Origin of the sequence: Paenibacillus sp. GCM10023252 (assembly GCF_042653305.1) — a bacterium.
Classification (GTDB): domain Bacteria; phylum Bacillota; class Bacilli; order Paenibacillales; family Paenibacillaceae; genus Pristimantibacillus.
Window position 1 is genome coordinate 96,099 of the sequence record NZ_JBHSHW010000021.1, and the last position, 17,340, is coordinate 113,438.

At 52.5% G+C, this 17,340-nt stretch carries 15 protein-coding genes; 13 read left to right on the forward strand and 2 right to left on the reverse strand.

The window, feature by feature from the left end; translation table 11 throughout:
* Positions 1-24 precede the first annotated feature (24 nt).
* From ACFO9Q_RS11340 to ACFO9Q_RS11350, 3 genes are read left to right on the forward strand one after another with little or no spacing between them, the layout of a single operon-like run.
* Entirely contained in the window at positions 25-1,053 is a 1,029-nt protein-coding gene (locus ACFO9Q_RS11340) for an asparaginase (protein WP_379181924.1), read from the forward strand.
* A gap of 13 nt (positions 1,054-1,066) precedes the next feature.
* Positions 1,067-3,085, forward strand: coding sequence for a methyl-accepting chemotaxis protein (locus tag ACFO9Q_RS11345; RefSeq protein ID WP_379181926.1), 2,019 nt, complete (start codon positions 1,067-1,069; stop codon positions 3,083-3,085).
* Between the two features lie 16 nt (positions 3,086-3,101).
* The gene (locus ACFO9Q_RS11350) at positions 3,102-4,508 is read left to right on the forward strand and encodes an aspartate ammonia-lyase (RefSeq protein WP_379181928.1); all 1,407 of its coding nucleotides are present in this window, start codon (positions 3,102-3,104) and stop codon (positions 4,506-4,508) included.
* 132 nt (positions 4,509-4,640) lie between these two features.
* Here the strand turns inward: ACFO9Q_RS11350 and rocF are convergent, their stop codons facing one another.
* Together rocF and ACFO9Q_RS11360 are read right to left on the reverse strand one after the other, a co-directional pair.
* Positions 4,641-5,543 (reverse strand): arginase, encoded by a 903-nt coding sequence (gene rocF / locus ACFO9Q_RS11355; RefSeq protein WP_379181930.1) that lies wholly within the window; start codon positions 5,541-5,543, stop codon positions 4,641-4,643.
* Positions 5,540-6,739, reverse strand: a complete 1,200-nt coding sequence (locus tag ACFO9Q_RS11360) for a M20 family metallopeptidase (RefSeq protein WP_379182739.1) — start codon at positions 6,737-6,739, stop codon at positions 5,540-5,542. Before ACFO9Q_RS11360 ends, rocF begins: the two co-directional genes overlap by 4 nt.
* Before the next feature lie 203 nt (positions 6,740-6,942).
* Here ACFO9Q_RS11360 and pruA point away from each other — a divergent pair, with 203 nt between their 5' ends.
* The 10 genes from pruA (at position 6,943) to ACFO9Q_RS11410 (ending at position 17,190) form a co-directional block, all read left to right on the forward strand.
* Positions 6,943-8,490, forward strand: coding sequence for an L-glutamate gamma-semialdehyde dehydrogenase (gene pruA, locus ACFO9Q_RS11365; protein ID WP_379181932.1), 1,548 nt, complete (start codon positions 6,943-6,945; stop codon positions 8,488-8,490).
* Between the two features lie 25 nt (positions 8,491-8,515).
* On the forward strand, positions 8,516-9,928 hold the full coding sequence (locus ACFO9Q_RS11370; RefSeq protein WP_379181934.1) for an NAD-dependent malic enzyme: 1,413 nt from the start codon (positions 8,516-8,518) through the stop codon (positions 9,926-9,928).
* Between the two features lie 206 nt (positions 9,929-10,134).
* Positions 10,135-10,824 carry a response regulator transcription factor gene (locus ACFO9Q_RS11375; RefSeq protein WP_379181936.1) on the forward strand — a complete coding sequence of 230 codons (690 nt, stop codon included), beginning with the start codon at positions 10,135-10,137 and terminating at the stop codon, positions 10,822-10,824.
* On the forward strand, positions 10,821-12,299 hold the full coding sequence (locus tag ACFO9Q_RS11380; RefSeq protein ID WP_379181938.1) for a sensor histidine kinase: 1,479 nt from the start codon (positions 10,821-10,823) through the stop codon (positions 12,297-12,299). Before ACFO9Q_RS11375 ends, ACFO9Q_RS11380 begins: the two co-directional genes overlap by 4 nt.
* A gap of 95 nt (positions 12,300-12,394) precedes the next feature.
* Entirely contained in the window at positions 12,395-13,495 is a 1,101-nt protein-coding gene (locus tag ACFO9Q_RS11385) for a hypothetical protein (protein WP_379181940.1), read from the forward strand.
* A gap of 48 nt (positions 13,496-13,543) precedes the next feature.
* Positions 13,544-13,810 carry a hypothetical protein gene (locus tag ACFO9Q_RS11390; RefSeq protein ID WP_379181942.1) on the forward strand — a complete coding sequence of 89 codons (267 nt, stop codon included), beginning with the start codon at positions 13,544-13,546 and terminating at the stop codon, positions 13,808-13,810.
* A gap of 44 nt (positions 13,811-13,854) precedes the next feature.
* Positions 13,855-14,070 carry a hypothetical protein gene (locus tag ACFO9Q_RS11395; RefSeq protein ID WP_379181944.1) on the forward strand — a complete coding sequence of 72 codons (216 nt, stop codon included), beginning with the start codon at positions 13,855-13,857 and terminating at the stop codon, positions 14,068-14,070.
* 1 nt (position 14,071) lies between these two features.
* Positions 14,072-14,878, forward strand: coding sequence for an aminoglycoside N(3)-acetyltransferase (locus ACFO9Q_RS11400; protein ID WP_379181946.1), 807 nt, complete (start codon positions 14,072-14,074; stop codon positions 14,876-14,878).
* 229 nt (positions 14,879-15,107) lie between these two features.
* Complete coding sequence (locus ACFO9Q_RS11405; RefSeq protein ID WP_379181948.1) at positions 15,108-16,511, forward strand: sensor histidine kinase; 1,404 nt, start codon at positions 15,108-15,110, stop codon at positions 16,509-16,511.
* A gap of 1 nt (position 16,512) precedes the next feature.
* On the forward strand, positions 16,513-17,190 hold the full coding sequence (locus tag ACFO9Q_RS11410; RefSeq protein ID WP_379181950.1) for a response regulator transcription factor: 678 nt from the start codon (positions 16,513-16,515) through the stop codon (positions 17,188-17,190).
* Positions 17,191-17,340 lie beyond the last annotated feature (150 nt).

Genomic DNA, 17,340 nt, shown 5'->3' on the forward strand with positions numbered 1-17,340 from the left:
GTAGGGAGAGGGGAAGAGATTCGAATGGACCATATATTGACTGTCGTGAAGCGTGGTCAGACCATTGAGAGTGTCCATCAAGGCCATATCGCGATTGTCGATTCCTCCGGTCAATTGTTGTATGCCGCGGGTAACCCATCGCATCGTACATTCGCACGTTCAGCGCTTAAGCCTCTGCAAGCATTTCCACTCATCACTTCGGGAGCGGCAGAGCACTTCCTGCTTAATGACAAGGAGCTGGCGATCTGCTGCGGCTCACATAATGGGGAAGATATGCATGTCCAGACGGTTAGATCCATTCTCTATCGGTTAGGCTTGGAGGAAGGCGGCCTTCAGTGCGGGGCGCACCTGCCCTATGATGAGAGCAGCTCCCATGAGCTGCTGCGCAGAGGCGTGCAGCCAGGTGCTGCTCATAATAATTGCTCCGGGAAGCATGCTGGCATGCTGGCGCTCGCTCTTAATCTTCATAGTGATATTGAGCGCTATCATGAGCAGGAGCATCCTGTACAACGGCTAATTGCCAGTGCGCTCGGTGAGATGACTGGCATGACGGAGGGAGACTGGGAAGTTGGGATAGACGGCTGCGGCGTCCCGACGTATTCCTTCCCGCTAGATAAGCTCGCACTGCTGTATGCGCGGTTCGCTGAACCTAGCAGGCTGCCTAAGGGTCGCCATCAGCAAGCTGCCAGGCAGATCGCCAAGGCAATGACCTCCTATCCGGAGATGGTAGCCGGCACGAATATTCTTGACACGGATCTCATGCGAATGACCGGCGGGGACATTATTGCTAAGGGCGGAGCAGAAGGGGTCTACGCCATGGGCATTGTAAGCCGTGGAATAGGCATTGCCATTAAGGTCGATGACGGCAATCTGCGAGCGGCGTATCCTGCTGCGGTTGAGATTCTCAGTCAGCTCAACTTGATTGATGCAGATATGAAGAGTCAGCTGGACAGCTACTGGCATCCAGTCATTAGGAATCGGCGGGGAGAAGCAGTTGGAGCCATTGAACCCGTCTTGCGATTAACTGCTGCACAGAGAGATATGCTGGGATAGAGGATGTGTACCGATGCGGGGTGTGATAGGAGTGTTAATAGAGAGAAAAAAATGGTTCTACTCGATGAAGGTTCGAATGTATGCCATAGTAGGTGTTGCCATTGCTGCCATTCTATTGCTCTCCATTGCGGTCTTGTACACCCAAGCTCAGAGCAAGCGTATGGACCGTGAGATGAACAACGTATTCACAGCTTCGCAGAAGGGCAGCTCCACAGAGGCCGCTCTCGAAGCTCTCAAGATGGGAGAGCTGAAGCTTGCCAGCTCGCTGAATATATCGGAAGCGGAGCTAGTGAGCAAGAAGCTGGCATTCATTGTTCAAGCAGTGTCTGAACAACAGAGCTTAATGGCCATGCTGAGTAGTGAAGCCGAGAGGGAAGGGTTGCAGGCGCTCGGGAAGCTGAAGGAAGGGACGGTTGCTTATCAGGATGTCTTGAATAAGCTGACTGACAACATTACGGCGGTGAATGCCTTAACGACAGATATGATCTACTCTGCCAGCTCCTTCGAGAACTCCGTTCGAGGGCGTGGTGAGTTGAGCTTGCTCTCACAGATGCTAATGCTCAGGCAGCTCGAGAAGGACTTCCTATGGCGAAGAGATACGGGCAATGGCGACCCATTCAAGAAGACGATGAAGGATATGGAGCTGCAGCTGAAGCAATCTGCGACATTCATGGAAGCAGAGCGAACCATCCTACTGCGCAACATCGCTAAGTATGGAGACTCCTTCCAGAGTCTGCTCGAACTCATCCAGGTACAGGAAGGACTGAAGACGGAAGCCTCTCAGCTGAATGCCGGGATGCAGACACAAGTAACGGCGATTAACGAGATGCTTCGGTCCGAGTTGACCCGAATAGAGAACAAGAAGTCAGCCCTGACCAAGCAGCTGAATGTGCTATTCGTAGTGTTCTCTATGCTTGCCATTGCTCTCATGTGCATCATTGGTGTGCTGCTCGGTCGTTCGATTATTGCGACCATTCGTACACTGCAGAACGGTGCTAGAGTAATCGGACAAGGAGATCTGTCTCATCGCGTCATCGTGAAGGATCATGGAGAACTCGGTGAGCTCGCCGCTTCCTTCAACGAGATGGCCGCTAAGGTCGGGAGCTCCTTCCGCAGTGTTGTCGAGGTATCTGGACAGCTGGCAGCCTCTTCACAGACACTGTCTGCTGCCTTCGAGGAGACGGCGGCCCATACCGACCAGGCGAATCACACGATTCAAGCAGCAGCGGAACAAGCATCCGAACAGAGCCATACGATGAATGAAGGACTGCTCTGGATAGACCGTATTGACCGTCAGCTTAAGGATGTCCACCAATCTTCAGAAGACATTAACCGCCTTACGCAGCGCTGCGAACAGAGCAGCATGAACGGAATGGAACAAGCCTCCGTCATGGAGAATGCCTATACGGATCATATCACAACTTCCGAACAGCTGTCTGTCCATATACAAGAGACCGTTCAATGTGCGTCTGATATTACTCATATGGTTGGCGCCATTAAGGACATATCCGATATGATCGGACTTATCGCGCTCAATGCATCGATTGAAGCGGCACGCGTAGGGGAGGAAGGTCTGGGATTCGCCGTCGTCGCGAAGGAGATTGGTATTCTCGCGAAGCAGACGAAGAGTCAGCTGACTGGTATTCAGAACATCACTTCGAAGCTTGCAAGTCAGATGACCCAGCTTACTTCTGGTGTACAGCAATTGGAAGACAGCGGTAAGAAGCAAGGGCAAGCTGTAAGGGTGACGAAGGCGTCATTCGCTGATATTGCCGGCCAGATGGAAGGAGTAGCCTCCGAGATCCTTCGCATTGGTCAAGCCATCGCCGAGGTGTCACAATCATCGAGCCAGCTTGTCAGCTCTATGCACAATGTGAAGGCACTCTCGAGTCAGTCGGTCAATCTCTTCCAGGACATGTCCGCAGCCAGCCTGGAGCAGCTTGCAGCAGTGGGACAGATGAATGAAGAAGCAGCAGAGCTAGCTGCTCTATCGGAGAGATTGATAGAGGAAGCAGAACAATTCAAGCTATAACATCGGAGGGCTTACCATGAAATATCGCGTAGAAAAAGACTTTCTGGGAGAAGTACAAGTACCGGCTTATGCTTATTACGGCATTCAAACGATGCGTGCGGTCCAGAACTTTCCGATTACCGGTGTACCGGTCCATAAGGAGCTTATTGTTGCCCTTGCTGAAGTGAAGAAGGCGGCTGCTATGGCTAATATGGAGACAGGCAAGCTTCGGGAGAAGCTTGGCCAGTTCATCATTCAAGCAGCCGATGAGATTAAGCAAGGCCGCCATCTGGAGCACTTCATCGTAGATTCCATTCAAGGCGGAGCTGGCACCTCCATTAACATGAATATGAATGAAGTGTTGACGAACCGAGCTCTGGAGATTATGGGCGAGAACAAAGGCGACTACTTCTATTGCAACCCTAATAATGATGTGAATATGTCTCAATCGACGAACGATACGATTCCTACAGCGCTTCGGCTCGCGGCCTATCGGCTAACGCAGTCGCTGCTCGTTGTCATGGAGGACTTCCAGAAGAGTCTATACGCGAAGGCGCTCGAGTTCGACGATGTCATTAAGATGGGCCGCACCCACTTGCAGGATGCCGTGCCGATTCGCATGGGACAAGAATTCCAAGCATACGGGAGAGTAATTGGACGCGACAGGAAGAGAATAGCGGAAGCAGCTGAAGAGCTGCTCGCTATTAATATGGGAGCAACAGCTGTAGGAACAGGACTTAACGCGAAGCCACAGTACATTACAAGAGTAAGTGAGCTGCTGGCTGAGCAGACCGGAATAGCGGTGTATACAGCGGAAGACCTCGTCGATGCGACGCAGAATACAGATGTGTTCACCGCACTGTCCGCTTCCCTGAAGGTATGCGCAGTGAACCTCTCGAAGATATGCAATGATATTCGAATGATGGCTTCAGGTCCACGGGCGGGTCTCGCCGAGCTGAAGCTGCCGCCAAGACAGCCGGGCTCCTCGATTATGCCGGGCAAGGTTAATCCTGTTATGCCTGAGGTCATGAACCAGATTGCCTTCCAAGTCATTGGCAATGACCATACGATCTCACTAGCTTGTGAAGCAGGACAGTTCGAGCTGAATGTGATGATGCCGGTCGTCGTGAAGAATCTGCTTCAATCGCTGCAGATTCTGCATAATGGCCTCGCTGCCTTGGGCGAATACGCCATTCAAGGGCTGGAAGCAGACCGTGAACGCTGCCAAGAGTACGTCGATCGGAGCTATGGCATCATTACCGCACTGAATCCTCATCTCGGCTATGATGTCGCTTCACAGCTCGTGAAGGAAGCGGCGAAGACAGGGCTCACGATTCGGTCTATTATTGAGGAACGTCAGCTGTTAACTCATGAGGAAGTAGCGGCGATCCTTGATCCAGTAGCAATGACCACGCCTGGTATTGCTGGAGAGCCTAAGGAATAGCTAGCATAGGGTTCATATGATCATAAGAAGGCCGTCTGGCATGGACCGTATATCGGGTCCTTCCAGACGGCCTTCCTGCATGTAAGCTGGCATAGAGAAGCACCGGCTGCTCGCCGGTGCTCTGAAGGGAGTCTATAAGATGCGCTCGCCTAGGAGGGAGCCGATAAGTTCAACGACAAGGCGGGAGGTGCGGTGGCCTTGATCAAGTGTAGGGCTGACTTCGACGAATTCGGCGGATGTGACGATGCCTGATTCATAGAGCATCTCCATCGCGAGATGAGCCTCGCGGTAGCTCAGTCCTCCTTGGACCGGAGTTCCCGTGCCTGGAGCGATGTTAGGGTCTACACTGTCGATGTCGAAGGAGACGTGGACACCGTCAGTGCCTTCACTCGCTACTCGTATCGCTTCTTCCATCACACGAGGCATGCCCAGCTTATCAATATCGGTCATCGTGAAGCATGTAATGCCTTCCTTGCGAATATACTCGCGCTCGCCTGGATCGAGCTGACGAGCTCCGATAATGACTACGTTGCGAGGGCGAATCTTAGCTGCGCTGCCGCCGATGGAAGTGAGCTTCTCTACCCCTTGGCCAAGGCTCACAGCAAGTGACATGCCGTGAATATTGCCGGATGGAGTAGTCTCTGGCGTGTTCATATCGGAATGAGCATCTATCCAGATGACACCAAGCTGGTTATAGTGCTGAGCCAAGCCGGCCAGGGTGCCGATCGCAATACTGTGGTCACCGCCGAGGACGAGCGGGAAGGAGCTGCCTCCAGCAATGGAAGCGACGCGCCCAGCTAGCATCTCGTTAATACCTGCGACCTCGTTCAGATACTTCAGCTCCGGAATATTCCCCATATCCTTCAGCTCAAGGGGACCGACTGGCTCTTCCACGGTTGCTGCAAGACCTAGATTCATCAGCTTGCGCTCCAGGCCGGCCTGAATAATCGCTTCCGGTCCCTGGCTTGCGCCGCGGCGCGAGCCTCCCCCGTCGAAGGGTACAGTTACAATCGATACGGATTCTACTACTCTCATCCTACGGTCACCTCATTCTTAGAATTAACAATCCCATGCTGTTCGGCGAATTCTCTCTGAATCTCGATTAACTTCTCTGGATGCTGAAGCAGGTGAAGCCCTGTTGCGGCAAGCGCCTTAATGCCTGTCATCAGAGCCTTCTCTCCATCTGGACCACCAACTGCGTCGCGGAACTGGATCGTGTGTACGCCATAGGGGCAGTTCGGAACCTGGATGTAAGGGTGGATAGCTGGAACCTGATGGCTGACATTGCCCATATCCAGGGAGCCGTGATCGAGTCCATGCTTAATCTCATCAGGCTTGACTCCAAGGGCAAGCAATTGGTCGACGAACACGCTGGACAAGGCTTCATTCGTGACGAGATTGTCATACCCCAGCTCATAATTGCTAATCTCCACTCGGCAGCCAGTAGCTAGAGCCGCTGCCTTCGCACAATTGCGAACCTTCTCCACGGTTGCGGTAAGTGTGGTCTTGAGGCCGGTCCTGACGTAGAACTGAGCCTGAGTGCGGTCCGGAACGATGTTCGCCGCCTCTCCACCCTTCGTAATAATGCCGTGTATGCGTACATCCTTCGTTACATGCTGACGCAAGGCGTTAATACTGTTGAAGGTCTGGATGACGGCATCCAGAGCATTGATTCCATTCTGCGGCTGAGAAGCGGCATGGGCGGTTCGGCCATAATAATCGAACTGGATGGCCTCCATCGCCAGTGACTTGCCGCTGCGCTCATAGGAGTGATAGGGGTGTGCCATCATCGCTGCATCTACGCCTTCGAAGTAGCCTTGCTCCGCCATGGTCACCTTGCCGCCGCTGGTCTCTTCGGCCGGTGTGCCGAATAAGATGACCTTGCCTCCATATTGGTTGACTGCATCTCGGAGGGAGATAGCAGCGCCCAAGCTCATCACACCAATTAGATTGTGTCCGCATGCATGACCAAGACCGGGAAGGGCGTCATACTCGGATAAGTAAGCGAGTGTCGGCCCAGGCTTGCCTGAATCATAGATTGCCCGGAAGGCGGTTGGAAGTCCAGCGCTTCCCGTCTCCACATGGAATCCATACTTCTCTGCTATAGAGGTAAGCAGCTTCGCCGCCTGGAATTCTTCATGGCCGAGCTCGGGATTGTCCCAGATCTTGCGGCTAGTCTGAACCCATAGGTCGCGGTGCTCTTCAATGACATTCATTAATCGATGGTTCATGTCGCTCATACAACCTCATTCCTTTACGAAGACTTCTTCTGTCGTTCTGTCTTCTCTACTAAGCAAGAAGGGTGCCAAGGTGAGTGGGCGGTCATTCCTGACTGCTGTGAAGGGCAGTTCTGCGACTTGGCATCAAAATTGCTTCTTAACCATACCGTTAGACGAATAAGCTGAAATAAGGGATAAAGGGAGGCGGACAACGGATGATGGAGCAATTTGTGAATGAACCGTTTACCGATTTTACGAAGGAAGAGAATCGTAAGGCTATGCTGGAGGCGCTTCAGCTCGTAGAGTCACAGCTAGGGAGACATTATGCGATCGTCATTGACGGTGAGCACATCGATACAGAACGTAAATCGACTTCGATTAATCCTGCCAACACGAAGCAGGTAGTTGGGGTAGTTGCTCAAGCGGATGCAGCGCTTGCTGAGCGTGCCATTGTGCAGGCAGCGGCCAAGTTCGAGAGCTGGAAGTGGACGAACGGATCAGAGCGCGCACGTATTCTCTACCGTGCAGCAGCGATTATGAAGCGTCGGAAGTTCGAGTTCTCTGCATGGCTGGTCTATGAATCAGGGAAGACTTGGGCGGAAGCGGATGCCGATACGGCTGAGGCGATTGACTTTATGGCCTTTTATGGACGTGAGATGGAGAGGCTTGGAGAAAAACAACCATTAACCAGAATTCCGGGTGAAGACAATGAATTGACATATCTCCCATTGGGTGTTGGTGTGGTCATTCCTCCGTGGAACTTCCCATTAGCCATATTAGCGGGGATGACAACGGCTTCGGTCGTGTGCGGCAATACGGTGGTGCTCAAGCCTGCCAGCCCAACGCCGGTCATTGCTGCCAAGTTCGTCGAGCTGCTGAAGGAAGCAGGACTTCCGGATGGCGTCGTGAACTTCGTGCCTGGACCTGGCGGCGAGGTGGGAGATCTGCTGGTCGATCATCCGCTTACTCGCTACATCTCCTTCACCGGTTCCCGTGAGGTTGGCCTTCGTATTAATGAGAGAGCGGCTAAGACCCAGCCGGGTCAGCGCTGGATTAAGCGTCTAGTTGCGGAGATGGGCGGCAAGGATGCTATCGTCGTGGACAGCGATGCGGATCTGGATCTGGCAGCAGAGTCTATTACGTACTCGGCCTTCGGCTTCTCCGGCCAGAAGTGCTCCGCTTGCTCCAGAGCGATCGTGCATAAGGATGTGTACGATGAGGTGCTGAGCAAGGTCGTTGAGCTGACGAAGAAGCTGACGATTGGCGATCCTGCAACTGGCCAGTCCTATATGGGTCCAGTTATTGACGAGAAGGCGTATAACAAGATTCTTGAATATATTGAGATCGGCAAGTCAGAGGGACGTCTGATGACAGGTGGCTCAACTGGCGACGATAAGGGATACTTCATCGAGCCGACCATCTTCGCAGATGTGGATGGCCATGCGAGAATCTCTCAAGAGGAGATCTTCGGACCTGTGCTTGCGTTCACGAAGGCAGACAGCTATGACCATGCGCTAGAGATTGCGAACAATACCTTGTTCGGCCTGACAGGTGCGGTCATCTCGAACAACCGCAGCCATCTCGAGCAAGCACGTCGCGAATTCCATGCGGGCAACCTGTACTTCAACCGCAAGTGCACAGGTGCGCTCGTAGGGGTACAGCCGTTCGGCGGATTCAATATGTCGGGCACGGATTCCAAGGCAGGCGGACGCGACTACCTGCTCTTATTCACTCAAGCTAAGCTTGTATGCGAGCGTATGTAAATGAACTTAACAGAGGAGGCCGCCTATGGAACGGCTTAGCGGCAAGAGTATAATACTGCGTATGGAGCTGGATGCCGCAACCGGCAAGTTCGGTGAGCTGGCCTCCGCCATTGCCGAAGCAGGCGGTGACATCATTGCATTAGACGTCATTGAGACGAGCGACAAGACGAGCGTGAGAGACATTACCGTTCAAGCCAATGAGATCTCATTCCTCGATCGCATGAAGCAGAAGCTGACGAAGCTAACCGGAGTCAGACTCATTCATGTATCCGACCGTACCTTCCTGCTGCATCTAGGCGGGAAGATTACGATCCAAGCGAAGTCGCCGATTCAGAACCGGGACGATCTGTCCCGCGTCTACACACCTGATGTGGCAAGGGTCTGTCTGGCGATTAAGGAAGATCCGCAGCAGGCATACTCCCTCACTATCAAGCGAAATACGGTTGCTGTTATCTCTGACGGCACAGCGGTGCTTGGACTCGGCGGCATCGGTCCAAGCGCAGCGATGCCCGTCATGGAAGGCAAGTCGATGCTGTTCAAGCAATTCGGTGATGTGGATGCGTTCCCGCTCTGCCTCGATACGCAGGATACGGAAGAGATTATCCGGATCGTTAAGGCGATCGCGCCAACGTTCGGCGGCATTAACCTGGAGGACATCTCGTCTCCGCGGTGCTTCGAGATTGAACGCAGGCTGAAGGAAGAGCTGGAAATTCCGGTGTTCCACGATGACCAGCACGGTACCGCGGTTGTTCTCTACGCAGCCCTTATCAATGCGCTTAAGATTGCCGGCAAGTCGATCTCTGACGTGAAGGTCGTCGTCTGCGGTATCGGAGCAGCTGGAGTTGCCTGCAGCCGAATCCTGCTCTCGGCAGGGGTGAAGCAGCTCGTTGCGGTGGACAAGCAGGGAATCCTGACACCAAGCAACTGCGAGCATCCGATGCACAAGTGGCTGGCCGAGCGTTCCAACAGCGGTGAAGTGACAGGCAATCTTCAGGATGCACTGAAGGATGCGGATGTATTCATTGGATTGTCTGCAGGTGGGCTGCTGAGACGCGCCGATGTTGAGCTCATGGCAGAGGGCCGAATCGTGTTCGCAATGGCTAATCCAACGCCAGAGATTATGCCGGATGAGATTGAGGATATCGTTGCTGTAGCAGCGACAGGACGGTCCGATTATCCGAACCAAGTGAACAATGTGCTGTGCTTCCCTGGCATGTTCCGAGCTGCGCTTGACTGCCGCGCTTCGGATATCAATGAAGAGATGAAGCTGGCTGCTGCGGAAGCAATTGCTTCGATCATCTCCGAGGAAGAGCTTAACAAGCATTACATCATTCCGAGCGTGTTCAACAAGCAGGTCGTCCCAGCCATCCGGCAGAAGGTAATCGAAGCCGCGATTCGCACGGGTGCGGCAGGCAAGATTCCAAGAGACTTCCGTTAACCGCACCACACCGGTGCTTACCGAACGAACCATACCGAACAAACCATACCGAACAAACCATACCGAACAAACCATACTGAAGAGCTCCCAACGCCGGGAGCTCTTTTTGTGCTCCGTTTACAAGTCTGATACATTTCTGACACCGTTAGGTTACAATAGTTGGGTAATATAAGAAGCAGAACTATGAAGGTAGCGGGGGTAAGGCTGTGTCTAGGAAAATACTTGTCGCAGACGATGAACAGAGCATCGCTGACGCCATTGCCTATGCTCTTCGGCGTGAAGGATATCAGGTCGAGACCGCCCATGACGGGGAGGATGCGCTCTCCAAGGCGGCCAGCTTCCGCCCGGATGTCATCATATTGGATGTGATGATGCCTAAGCTCACTGGCTATGATGTGTGCCGCAAGCTGGAGAATCGCATTGGGGTTGGCATTATTCTGCTGACCGTGAAGGATGATATTGTAGATAAGGTGCTTGGCCTCGAGCTGGGTGCTGACGATTATATGACGAAGCCGTTCGATGTCCGCGAGCTGATGGCTAGAACGAAGGCGCTTGTGCGGAGAATGGAGAAGAGCAAGCAGGAGGAGAAGCCTGAAGAGCTGACAGCGGGTGCTGTTCGGATGCACATACTTCAGCGCATGCTATATGTAGACCAGTCAACGATAGATGTAACTCCTAAGGAATTCGATCTGCTGGCGCTGCTGCTCTCCCACAAGGAGCGGGTGTATACGAGAGAGGAACTGCTCGAGCTCGTATGGGGTATGGAATATGCAGGGGGCACACGGACAGTCGATATTCATATTCAGAGGCTTCGCAAAAAGCTGGGAGATGTCGATCAATCACTCATCCAGACGGTATACGGCATCGGTTATAAGGCTTCGGGAGACCGGGCATGAGAATCTCCATCAAGCTTAAGCTGGGCATGGTGCTCGCACTGTTGCTAATCCTAACGGTGACAGTCATAAGCGGATTCGTTCTACGCGGCATTGCGGAGCATCAGCAGGAAGAGATGGAGCGCGACCTGGCTAGGCAAGGGCAGATCGCTTCCCAATATGTGAAGCAGAACTATGTAACCGGGCTGGTCAGGCAGCAGCCGGACAGCTTCATGAAGCTGCAAGGACCGCGAATGGCGGTCTATATCGGGATGCTAAGCGGAGGAGATCAAGTCGTACTCTACAACCCATCAGGTGAGCAAGTAGGCAACTCCTTGCCTATTCAAGAGACTGCTGACGTAGCCGATACGCTGAACTATGCGAAGCAAGGCAAGATCGCTTATCAGACTTCGGGAGACTCTGTCATCTACTTCACCCCCATTCAAGGGGAGAGAGAGTTGATTGGCATTGCTTCCTTCCACTATTCCCTTCAGAGCAGCCAGCAATTCCTGCAGACGATTCGCGATCTCTTCCTAACCGCAGGATTCATTGCTACCCTTACGGGGTTCCTGCTTGGATACGGCTACTTCTACCGTGTAGCTAATCTCATCAGCAAGCTGAGGAGAGCTTCGAATCAGATTGTTGCCGGCCACTATATGAAGGCAGTGCCGACCAAGCGCCGCGATGAGCTTGGAGAGTTAAGCCAGGACATCTACTCCATGAGTCAGGCTATTGAACAGCATATAGAGGAGATGACGGAGGAGCAGCGTAAGCTGGAGCTAGCTGTTCGCAAGCTGCAGAAGCTTGAGCAGCAGCAGAAGCAGTTCATTGGCAATATTAGCCATGAATTCAAGACACCATTAACATCCATTAAGGCCTATGTGGATCTGCTGGATATGTATCGCGATGACCCGACACTGACGGAAGATGCCATTCAGAGCATCGGCAAGGATACGGAGCGGTTGTACGATATGGTGGATAAGGTGCTGAGACTATCGGCACTGGAGAAGTATGACTTCGAGCTGCAAGCGGAGAAGGTCGAGTTGAGCGAGCTTCTTAAGGATCTAAGCGATCGGATGCGGGGGAAGGCATCGAAGTTCAACTTAACGATGACAACGGAGCTGGAGCCGGCTGTAATATGGGCTGACCGGGAGAGTTTAATGCATATCTTCATCAACCTCATTGACAATGCCATTAAGTACAATGTGCAGGGTGGAACGATCCATATTACGTCTGTTATAGACAAGGGACATGCGGCGGTCACCATTAAGGATTCCGGAATTGGCATTCCTCCTGAGCTGGATGCCAAGATCTTCGAGCCATTCTTCACTATCAACAAGGACCGCTCAAGACTCTCGGGCGGCACTGGGCTTGGCCTTCCGCTTGTGAAGCAGCTGGCGGAGAAGCAGAAGGGCGTCATCCGCTATGAGTCTTCTGTCGCCGATGATAGCGGCCGCGGGACGAGGTTCACCGTAATCTTCCCTCTGTTCCGGGATTAGTTCACCTATTTTTACAACTTGGATACATGATCGTCATGGTGCCGAAACATCCAATTGTTACTCTATATCCAACATACCAAGGAAGGAGCTTCACCATGACAACAAGACTCGGGAGATGGATCTGGCTGAGCTCGGCAGTGGTGCTGGCCATGACCCTGTCAGCATGCGGAGCAAGCAGTGAGGAATCGAACCGCGAGGTCATTCGTAAGGAGAATAAGTCGATTACCGTTATTGATGCAGGCAAGGCAGCTCCATCCAAGGTGGCCGTTGCTTCTATCGAGACAGTCAAGGGTGCTAGAGGGATGGCCTTCCTCTCCGAGAATAGCATCATTGCCAGCAGACCTGCGGCAGACCTGCCGCCTCGTAAGCTTGAAGGTGAGGAGCAGCTCTACAACAATCTCTATGTCTATGATCTAGATTCGAAGACAGACAAGGCGATATACCCTGCTGAGGAATATCAAGGCTCGGCTAAGCTGACGCCAGACAAGAAGCATCTCGTCTACAAGGCTCAAGTGGAAGAGGATGCCAGAGGGTATATCCTGAATCTTGCAGATGCGGAAGGCAAGCCGGTGCCCATCGGGGGTGCTGATCAAGCAGTTAACATCGGGGACTTCAGCGTGGACGATCAGCAGATTCTGTTCACGACGGTTGACGGCTCCCTGCACACTTCGGACCTTAATGGGAATACAGAGACGGAGGTGGACAGCCCGAAGAGCCCCATCCTTACCGCAGCGAGAGCGGGTGGCGGGATCTACTACGTCATGGAAGAGAATCTGTATTACAAGCAGACAGGTGAATCACATGCGCAGAAGCTAGTAGATGGTGTTATATGGGTCATTCCTTCACCAGATGGGAAGCAGCTTGCCTTAGTTAGGCGTGCGACTGAGACGACCATGCTCCTCACGATTACGGATCTCCAAGGCAATGAGGTGCTCAAGCTGAATGCAGCTACGCAGATCTACGGAACGAGCTGGTCTCCTGATGGCTCTAAGCTGGTCTATAATGTAATCTCCGAACAAGCTGGTGACAAGGGAGTCTACATGGCGGATACAGCATCAGGCGAGGTAACGCCGATAACCATTGATCTGCAATATGCTTCCGATCCCATTAGCTGGAGTCCATCCGGCAACAAGCTCGTCACTTCTACTTCTATTAATAACGAATTCGTGACGTACGTCATTACCCTTAAGGATTAATATTCAGTAATGGATTAGCATTCGGCTGTAAGCGAGGTGGTGATGATAATGAATCGAGCCAAGCGAATTGACATCCTGCGCGAGATTGAAGTGTACTGTTATAGAGTCTGCTACCAACTGCTTGCCAACGAGGCGGCAGCACATGAAGCTGCCAAGGAGACGCTTGTTCGTCTATATGAACGAGATACCTTCTTCACACCTTCCGCAGACCAAGCTTCACTGCTCAAGAAGGAGTCAGCGGCTGTCTGCATGAGCTGGCAGCTCCATCACACCAATCATCATGAATCGAGATATGTCTCTCAGTCTGGTGTATAATAGAGAGGTTTGCGTTATACACGGTTAATAGGGAGAGATGAGATATGGCACATACCCGCAGGCTAGAGACGAATCAAGATATGCAGGAAGCGATGGAGCAAGAGGCGCGAATCCGTGTTTTCCAAGATAATCATGTCATTAACTCCGGAGGTATCATTACCCGCTTCGACGAGCAGCTCGTCGTCGTGCAGAGCGGGGTAAGCGATGTCGCTTATCATGATCGCTCAGCATGTGAATTCTATGCGATAGGGAAGAGATAGAATGGCTGAACCGCTTCAAGGGGAACTTATTACTACTGCTACGTTAGCCATTGACCTTAAGAGATTAGGAATTGAAGAAGGCGCCTCTCTGCTCGTTCATTCCTCACTGAAGTCCCTAGGCGGCTGGGCACCCGGAGGCGCAACAACCGTCGTGCTTGCCCTGCAAGCAGCAATAGGCGATGAAGGGACACTTGTCATGCCTGCGCATAGCAGTGATCTGACCGATCCCGAGGGCTGGCAGAATCCTCCGGTCAAGGAAGAGTGGTGGGAGCCGATTCGTGAGACGATGCCGCCCTTCGATCCTGACTTCACACCAACGAGAATGATGGGAGCGATCGTAGAATGCTTCCGGACGCAGAGGGAGGCGGTCAGGAGCATGCATCCTCATGTCTCCTTCGCTGCCTGGGGCAAGCACAAGAAGTGGGTGACGGATCGTCATAGTCTAGCTTGGAGCTTAGGCGAGGCATCGCCGCTGGCCAGATGGTATGAGCTGGATGGCTGGGTGCTGCTGATAGGGGTCGGTCATGCCAACAATACATCCTTGCATCTATCTGAATACAGGGCAAGCTATGCAACCAAGAAGACCATAACGAACCGAGGCCCGTTGACCATCGAGGGGGTAAGGCAGTGGGTCAGCTACGATGATATTGCGCTGGATTCAGAGGACTTCGAGAGCATCGGTGCAGCATTCGAACAACAGACCGGACTCGTTAGGCGGGGACTCATTGCTGGAGCGGAAGCGATGCTCATGCCTCAACGGGCATTGGTGGACTTCGGTGTGAAGTGGATGGAACAGAATAGGGAATAGAGCGAGGAAGGGCTGTCCGATGGGTCTAATTGACCATGAAGGGCGGCCCTTGCTATGTCTATAGGCTAGATTAACAGCTAAGGAAGGCACCTTCGCACACACTCTCCAATAATCCCCCCGCAACATTCGGTCTGTGCTGTTGCCGCGGTATCTGTTATCATTATGTCGGGCTTGTCTTATTCCCCAAGCGTCTCACTTGACCATTGAATTGTAGAAGGAGTTAGCTCACATGCTATTTGTACTTATTGCGCTATGGGTCGTTGGTACGATTATGCTCGTCTCGGATCCTCAGTCCGCAGCCATGCGCCGGCTCAGCGCTGTCGCATACAGCGGGGGTGCGGGGGCGCTCGCAGCAGTACTTGACCTTCAGCTCATTCCAGCGCTTGAAGCATCTGACCAGTCCAGCACTAAGCTAATCGAGCTGTTAACTCTCCTGCAGTCGGTCTCTTCCTTAGCTTCGTATTATATTGTTCCTTATGCCTTCCTATTGTTCGCAATGGCTTACAAGCCGGTAGAGCTGCACTCTTGGAAGCAAGATGCGCTGCCTTATGTATTGTTCCTCCCCATTGCTCTGTGTCTACTGTTCACTCCCTATTATAACGAGAGATACCCGATTACCTTCGACATCGTCGTGTGGTGGGCAGTTCCGTATATCATAACTGGAGCCTTCCTCGTACTCTCGAAGCGTCTGAGGCATCCGGCGCTGCTGCGTACGCATCTGGTCGTCTGTCTGTCGGTGCTTCCGCCAATGTTGTTCTGCATGACGATGAACTATATATTGCCAAGTCTCGGCTTCCTGCGCATGTGGGTCTACAATCCGTGGATGGTTGGTATGGGTGTGGCAGTGTTCGTCATCGGTCTGTTCACCTATGGCTTCATGGGCATTCGTATCTTCATCGACAGGCGCCGTATGGACTCTACTCTGCGGGCGGTGACATCGGGGTCAGCCATCTTGAATCATGCCATTAAGAATGATGTTGGCAAGATGAGGTTATTCCTGGGTCACATGACTCATTACGCAGAAGCTACGAATCAACCGGAGCTGCTCGCTGACATTCAGGCGGTACAGTCCGCTTCTCAGCATATTCACGATATGATCTCACGGGTCCATCGCCGGACGGAAGACCTTGATCTCTTGCTTGCAGCTACGGATATTGGGCAGCTCATTACGCATACTCTGAAGGCTCATGAGCCGCAGCTAACTCGAATAAGGATGTCTATATCGATCGAGGAAGGCTGGCAAGTGCAAGTGGATGCGGCTCAGCTCGGAGAAGCGGTTAATAATCTCGTCAGTAATGCGATAGAGGCGATGGGGGGAGAAGGGGAGCTTGCGGTTCGCTTCAGCTCATCCAAGCGTGACTTATTAATTGAGATTCGAGACTCCGGGCCAGGGATGGATCGCAAGCAGATTCGCCGGGCTCTTGAGCCCTTCTACACGACGAAGAACTCCAGCGGAATGAACTTCGGACTCGGACTTCCTTACGCTTATCATGTGATGAGGAAGCATAAGGGTTCGCTCTATATTCGAAGCAAGCCTGGACTAGGCACGAGCATATTCTTATCCTTGCCTAAGCGGGCAACATCGGCTCTAAGGGCTAGCTTATCCAATACGTTAGAGGCAGGGAGAGAATGAGATGAATGATAATCCTATTCAATTGTGGATCGTCGAAGACGACGCAGACTGGCTGCGAGGACTATCTCGCTATCTAAGCGGTTATGATGATATGAAGCTGGTATTCACAGCGTCCTCGCCGCAGCTCGTCAGAGAAGCTCTTCGTAAGGGAGAGCACCCAGCAGATGTCGTGCTGATGGACATTATGCTGGACGGCGAGGCTGCCGGCATAGCATTAGCCGAAGAAGCAGCCATGATGACAGGAGCACGGGTCATCATGTTGACCTCAATGGAAGAGAAGAATCTCATCTTCCGCTCCTTCCAAGCTGGGGCGATCGACTATCAGATCAAGTCGGAATTCGAGTCCATCCCTGCAGCTATTCGGGCTGCTTATCAGAGACAATCTCCAATTAGTCCGATGGCGGCCGAGCGAATGCGCGAAGAATTCCAGCGGCTCAAGCTTATGGAGCAGGAGTTCGAGAGGAAGAAGCTGAAGGACCTCATCACTCCCTCTGAGCTTCAGCTGCTAGAGCTCATTGATCAAGGCTATTCGCAGAGTCAGATGGCCGATAAGCTTGTTGTTTCTATTAGAACCATTAAGAACCATGTGAATCATATTTTGCGGAAGCTCGGTCATAAGGGTTCTAGAGAAGCCGCGCAGCATGCCAAGGATATGGGATTGTTCCGCAAGGAAGAATAGGAGAGAAGCTCGGAAGGCTGTAGGCCTTCGGAGCTTTTTTTTTGATTCTCGTGCCAGCTGAGCTGAGGTACCATGAAAAGTTAGTACTATAACAAACGACAAAAAAATTGAACAATAGAGTTGTGACCAGGTCATAAATATTGCTTGAAC

What these genes read in the sequence shown, in the direction of transcription:
- ACFO9Q_RS11340 (WP_379181924.1), top strand. Translation starts at nt 25, where the DNA reads ATGGACCATATATTGACTGTCGTGAAGCGTGGTCAGACCATTGAGAGT.
- ACFO9Q_RS11345 (WP_379181926.1), top strand. Translation starts at nt 1,067, where the DNA reads ATGCGGGGTGTGATAGGAGTGTTAATAGAGAGAAAAAAATGGTTCTAC.
- ACFO9Q_RS11350 (WP_379181928.1), top strand. Translation starts at nt 3,102, where the DNA reads ATGAAATATCGCGTAGAAAAAGACTTTCTGGGAGAAGTACAAGTACCG.
- rocF (WP_379181930.1), bottom strand. Translation starts at nt 5,543, where the DNA reads ATGAGAGTAGTAGAATCCGTATCGATTGTAACTGTACCCTTCGACGGG.
- ACFO9Q_RS11360 (WP_379182739.1), bottom strand. Translation starts at nt 6,739, where the DNA reads ATGAACCATCGATTAATGAATGTCATTGAAGAGCACCGCGACCTATGG.
- pruA (WP_379181932.1), top strand. Translation starts at nt 6,943, where the DNA reads ATGATGGAGCAATTTGTGAATGAACCGTTTACCGATTTTACGAAGGAA.
- ACFO9Q_RS11370 (WP_379181934.1), top strand. Translation starts at nt 8,516, where the DNA reads ATGGAACGGCTTAGCGGCAAGAGTATAATACTGCGTATGGAGCTGGAT.
- ACFO9Q_RS11380 (WP_379181938.1), top strand. Translation starts at nt 10,821, where the DNA reads ATGAGAATCTCCATCAAGCTTAAGCTGGGCATGGTGCTCGCACTGTTG.
- ACFO9Q_RS11385 (WP_379181940.1), top strand. Translation starts at nt 12,395, where the DNA reads ATGACAACAAGACTCGGGAGATGGATCTGGCTGAGCTCGGCAGTGGTG.
- ACFO9Q_RS11390 (WP_379181942.1), top strand. Translation starts at nt 13,544, where the DNA reads ATGAATCGAGCCAAGCGAATTGACATCCTGCGCGAGATTGAAGTGTAC.
- ACFO9Q_RS11395 (WP_379181944.1), top strand. Translation starts at nt 13,855, where the DNA reads ATGGCACATACCCGCAGGCTAGAGACGAATCAAGATATGCAGGAAGCG.
- ACFO9Q_RS11400 (WP_379181946.1), top strand. Translation starts at nt 14,072, where the DNA reads ATGGCTGAACCGCTTCAAGGGGAACTTATTACTACTGCTACGTTAGCC.
- ACFO9Q_RS11405 (WP_379181948.1), top strand. Translation starts at nt 15,108, where the DNA reads ATGCTATTTGTACTTATTGCGCTATGGGTCGTTGGTACGATTATGCTC.
- ACFO9Q_RS11410 (WP_379181950.1), top strand. Translation starts at nt 16,513, where the DNA reads ATGAATGATAATCCTATTCAATTGTGGATCGTCGAAGACGACGCAGAC.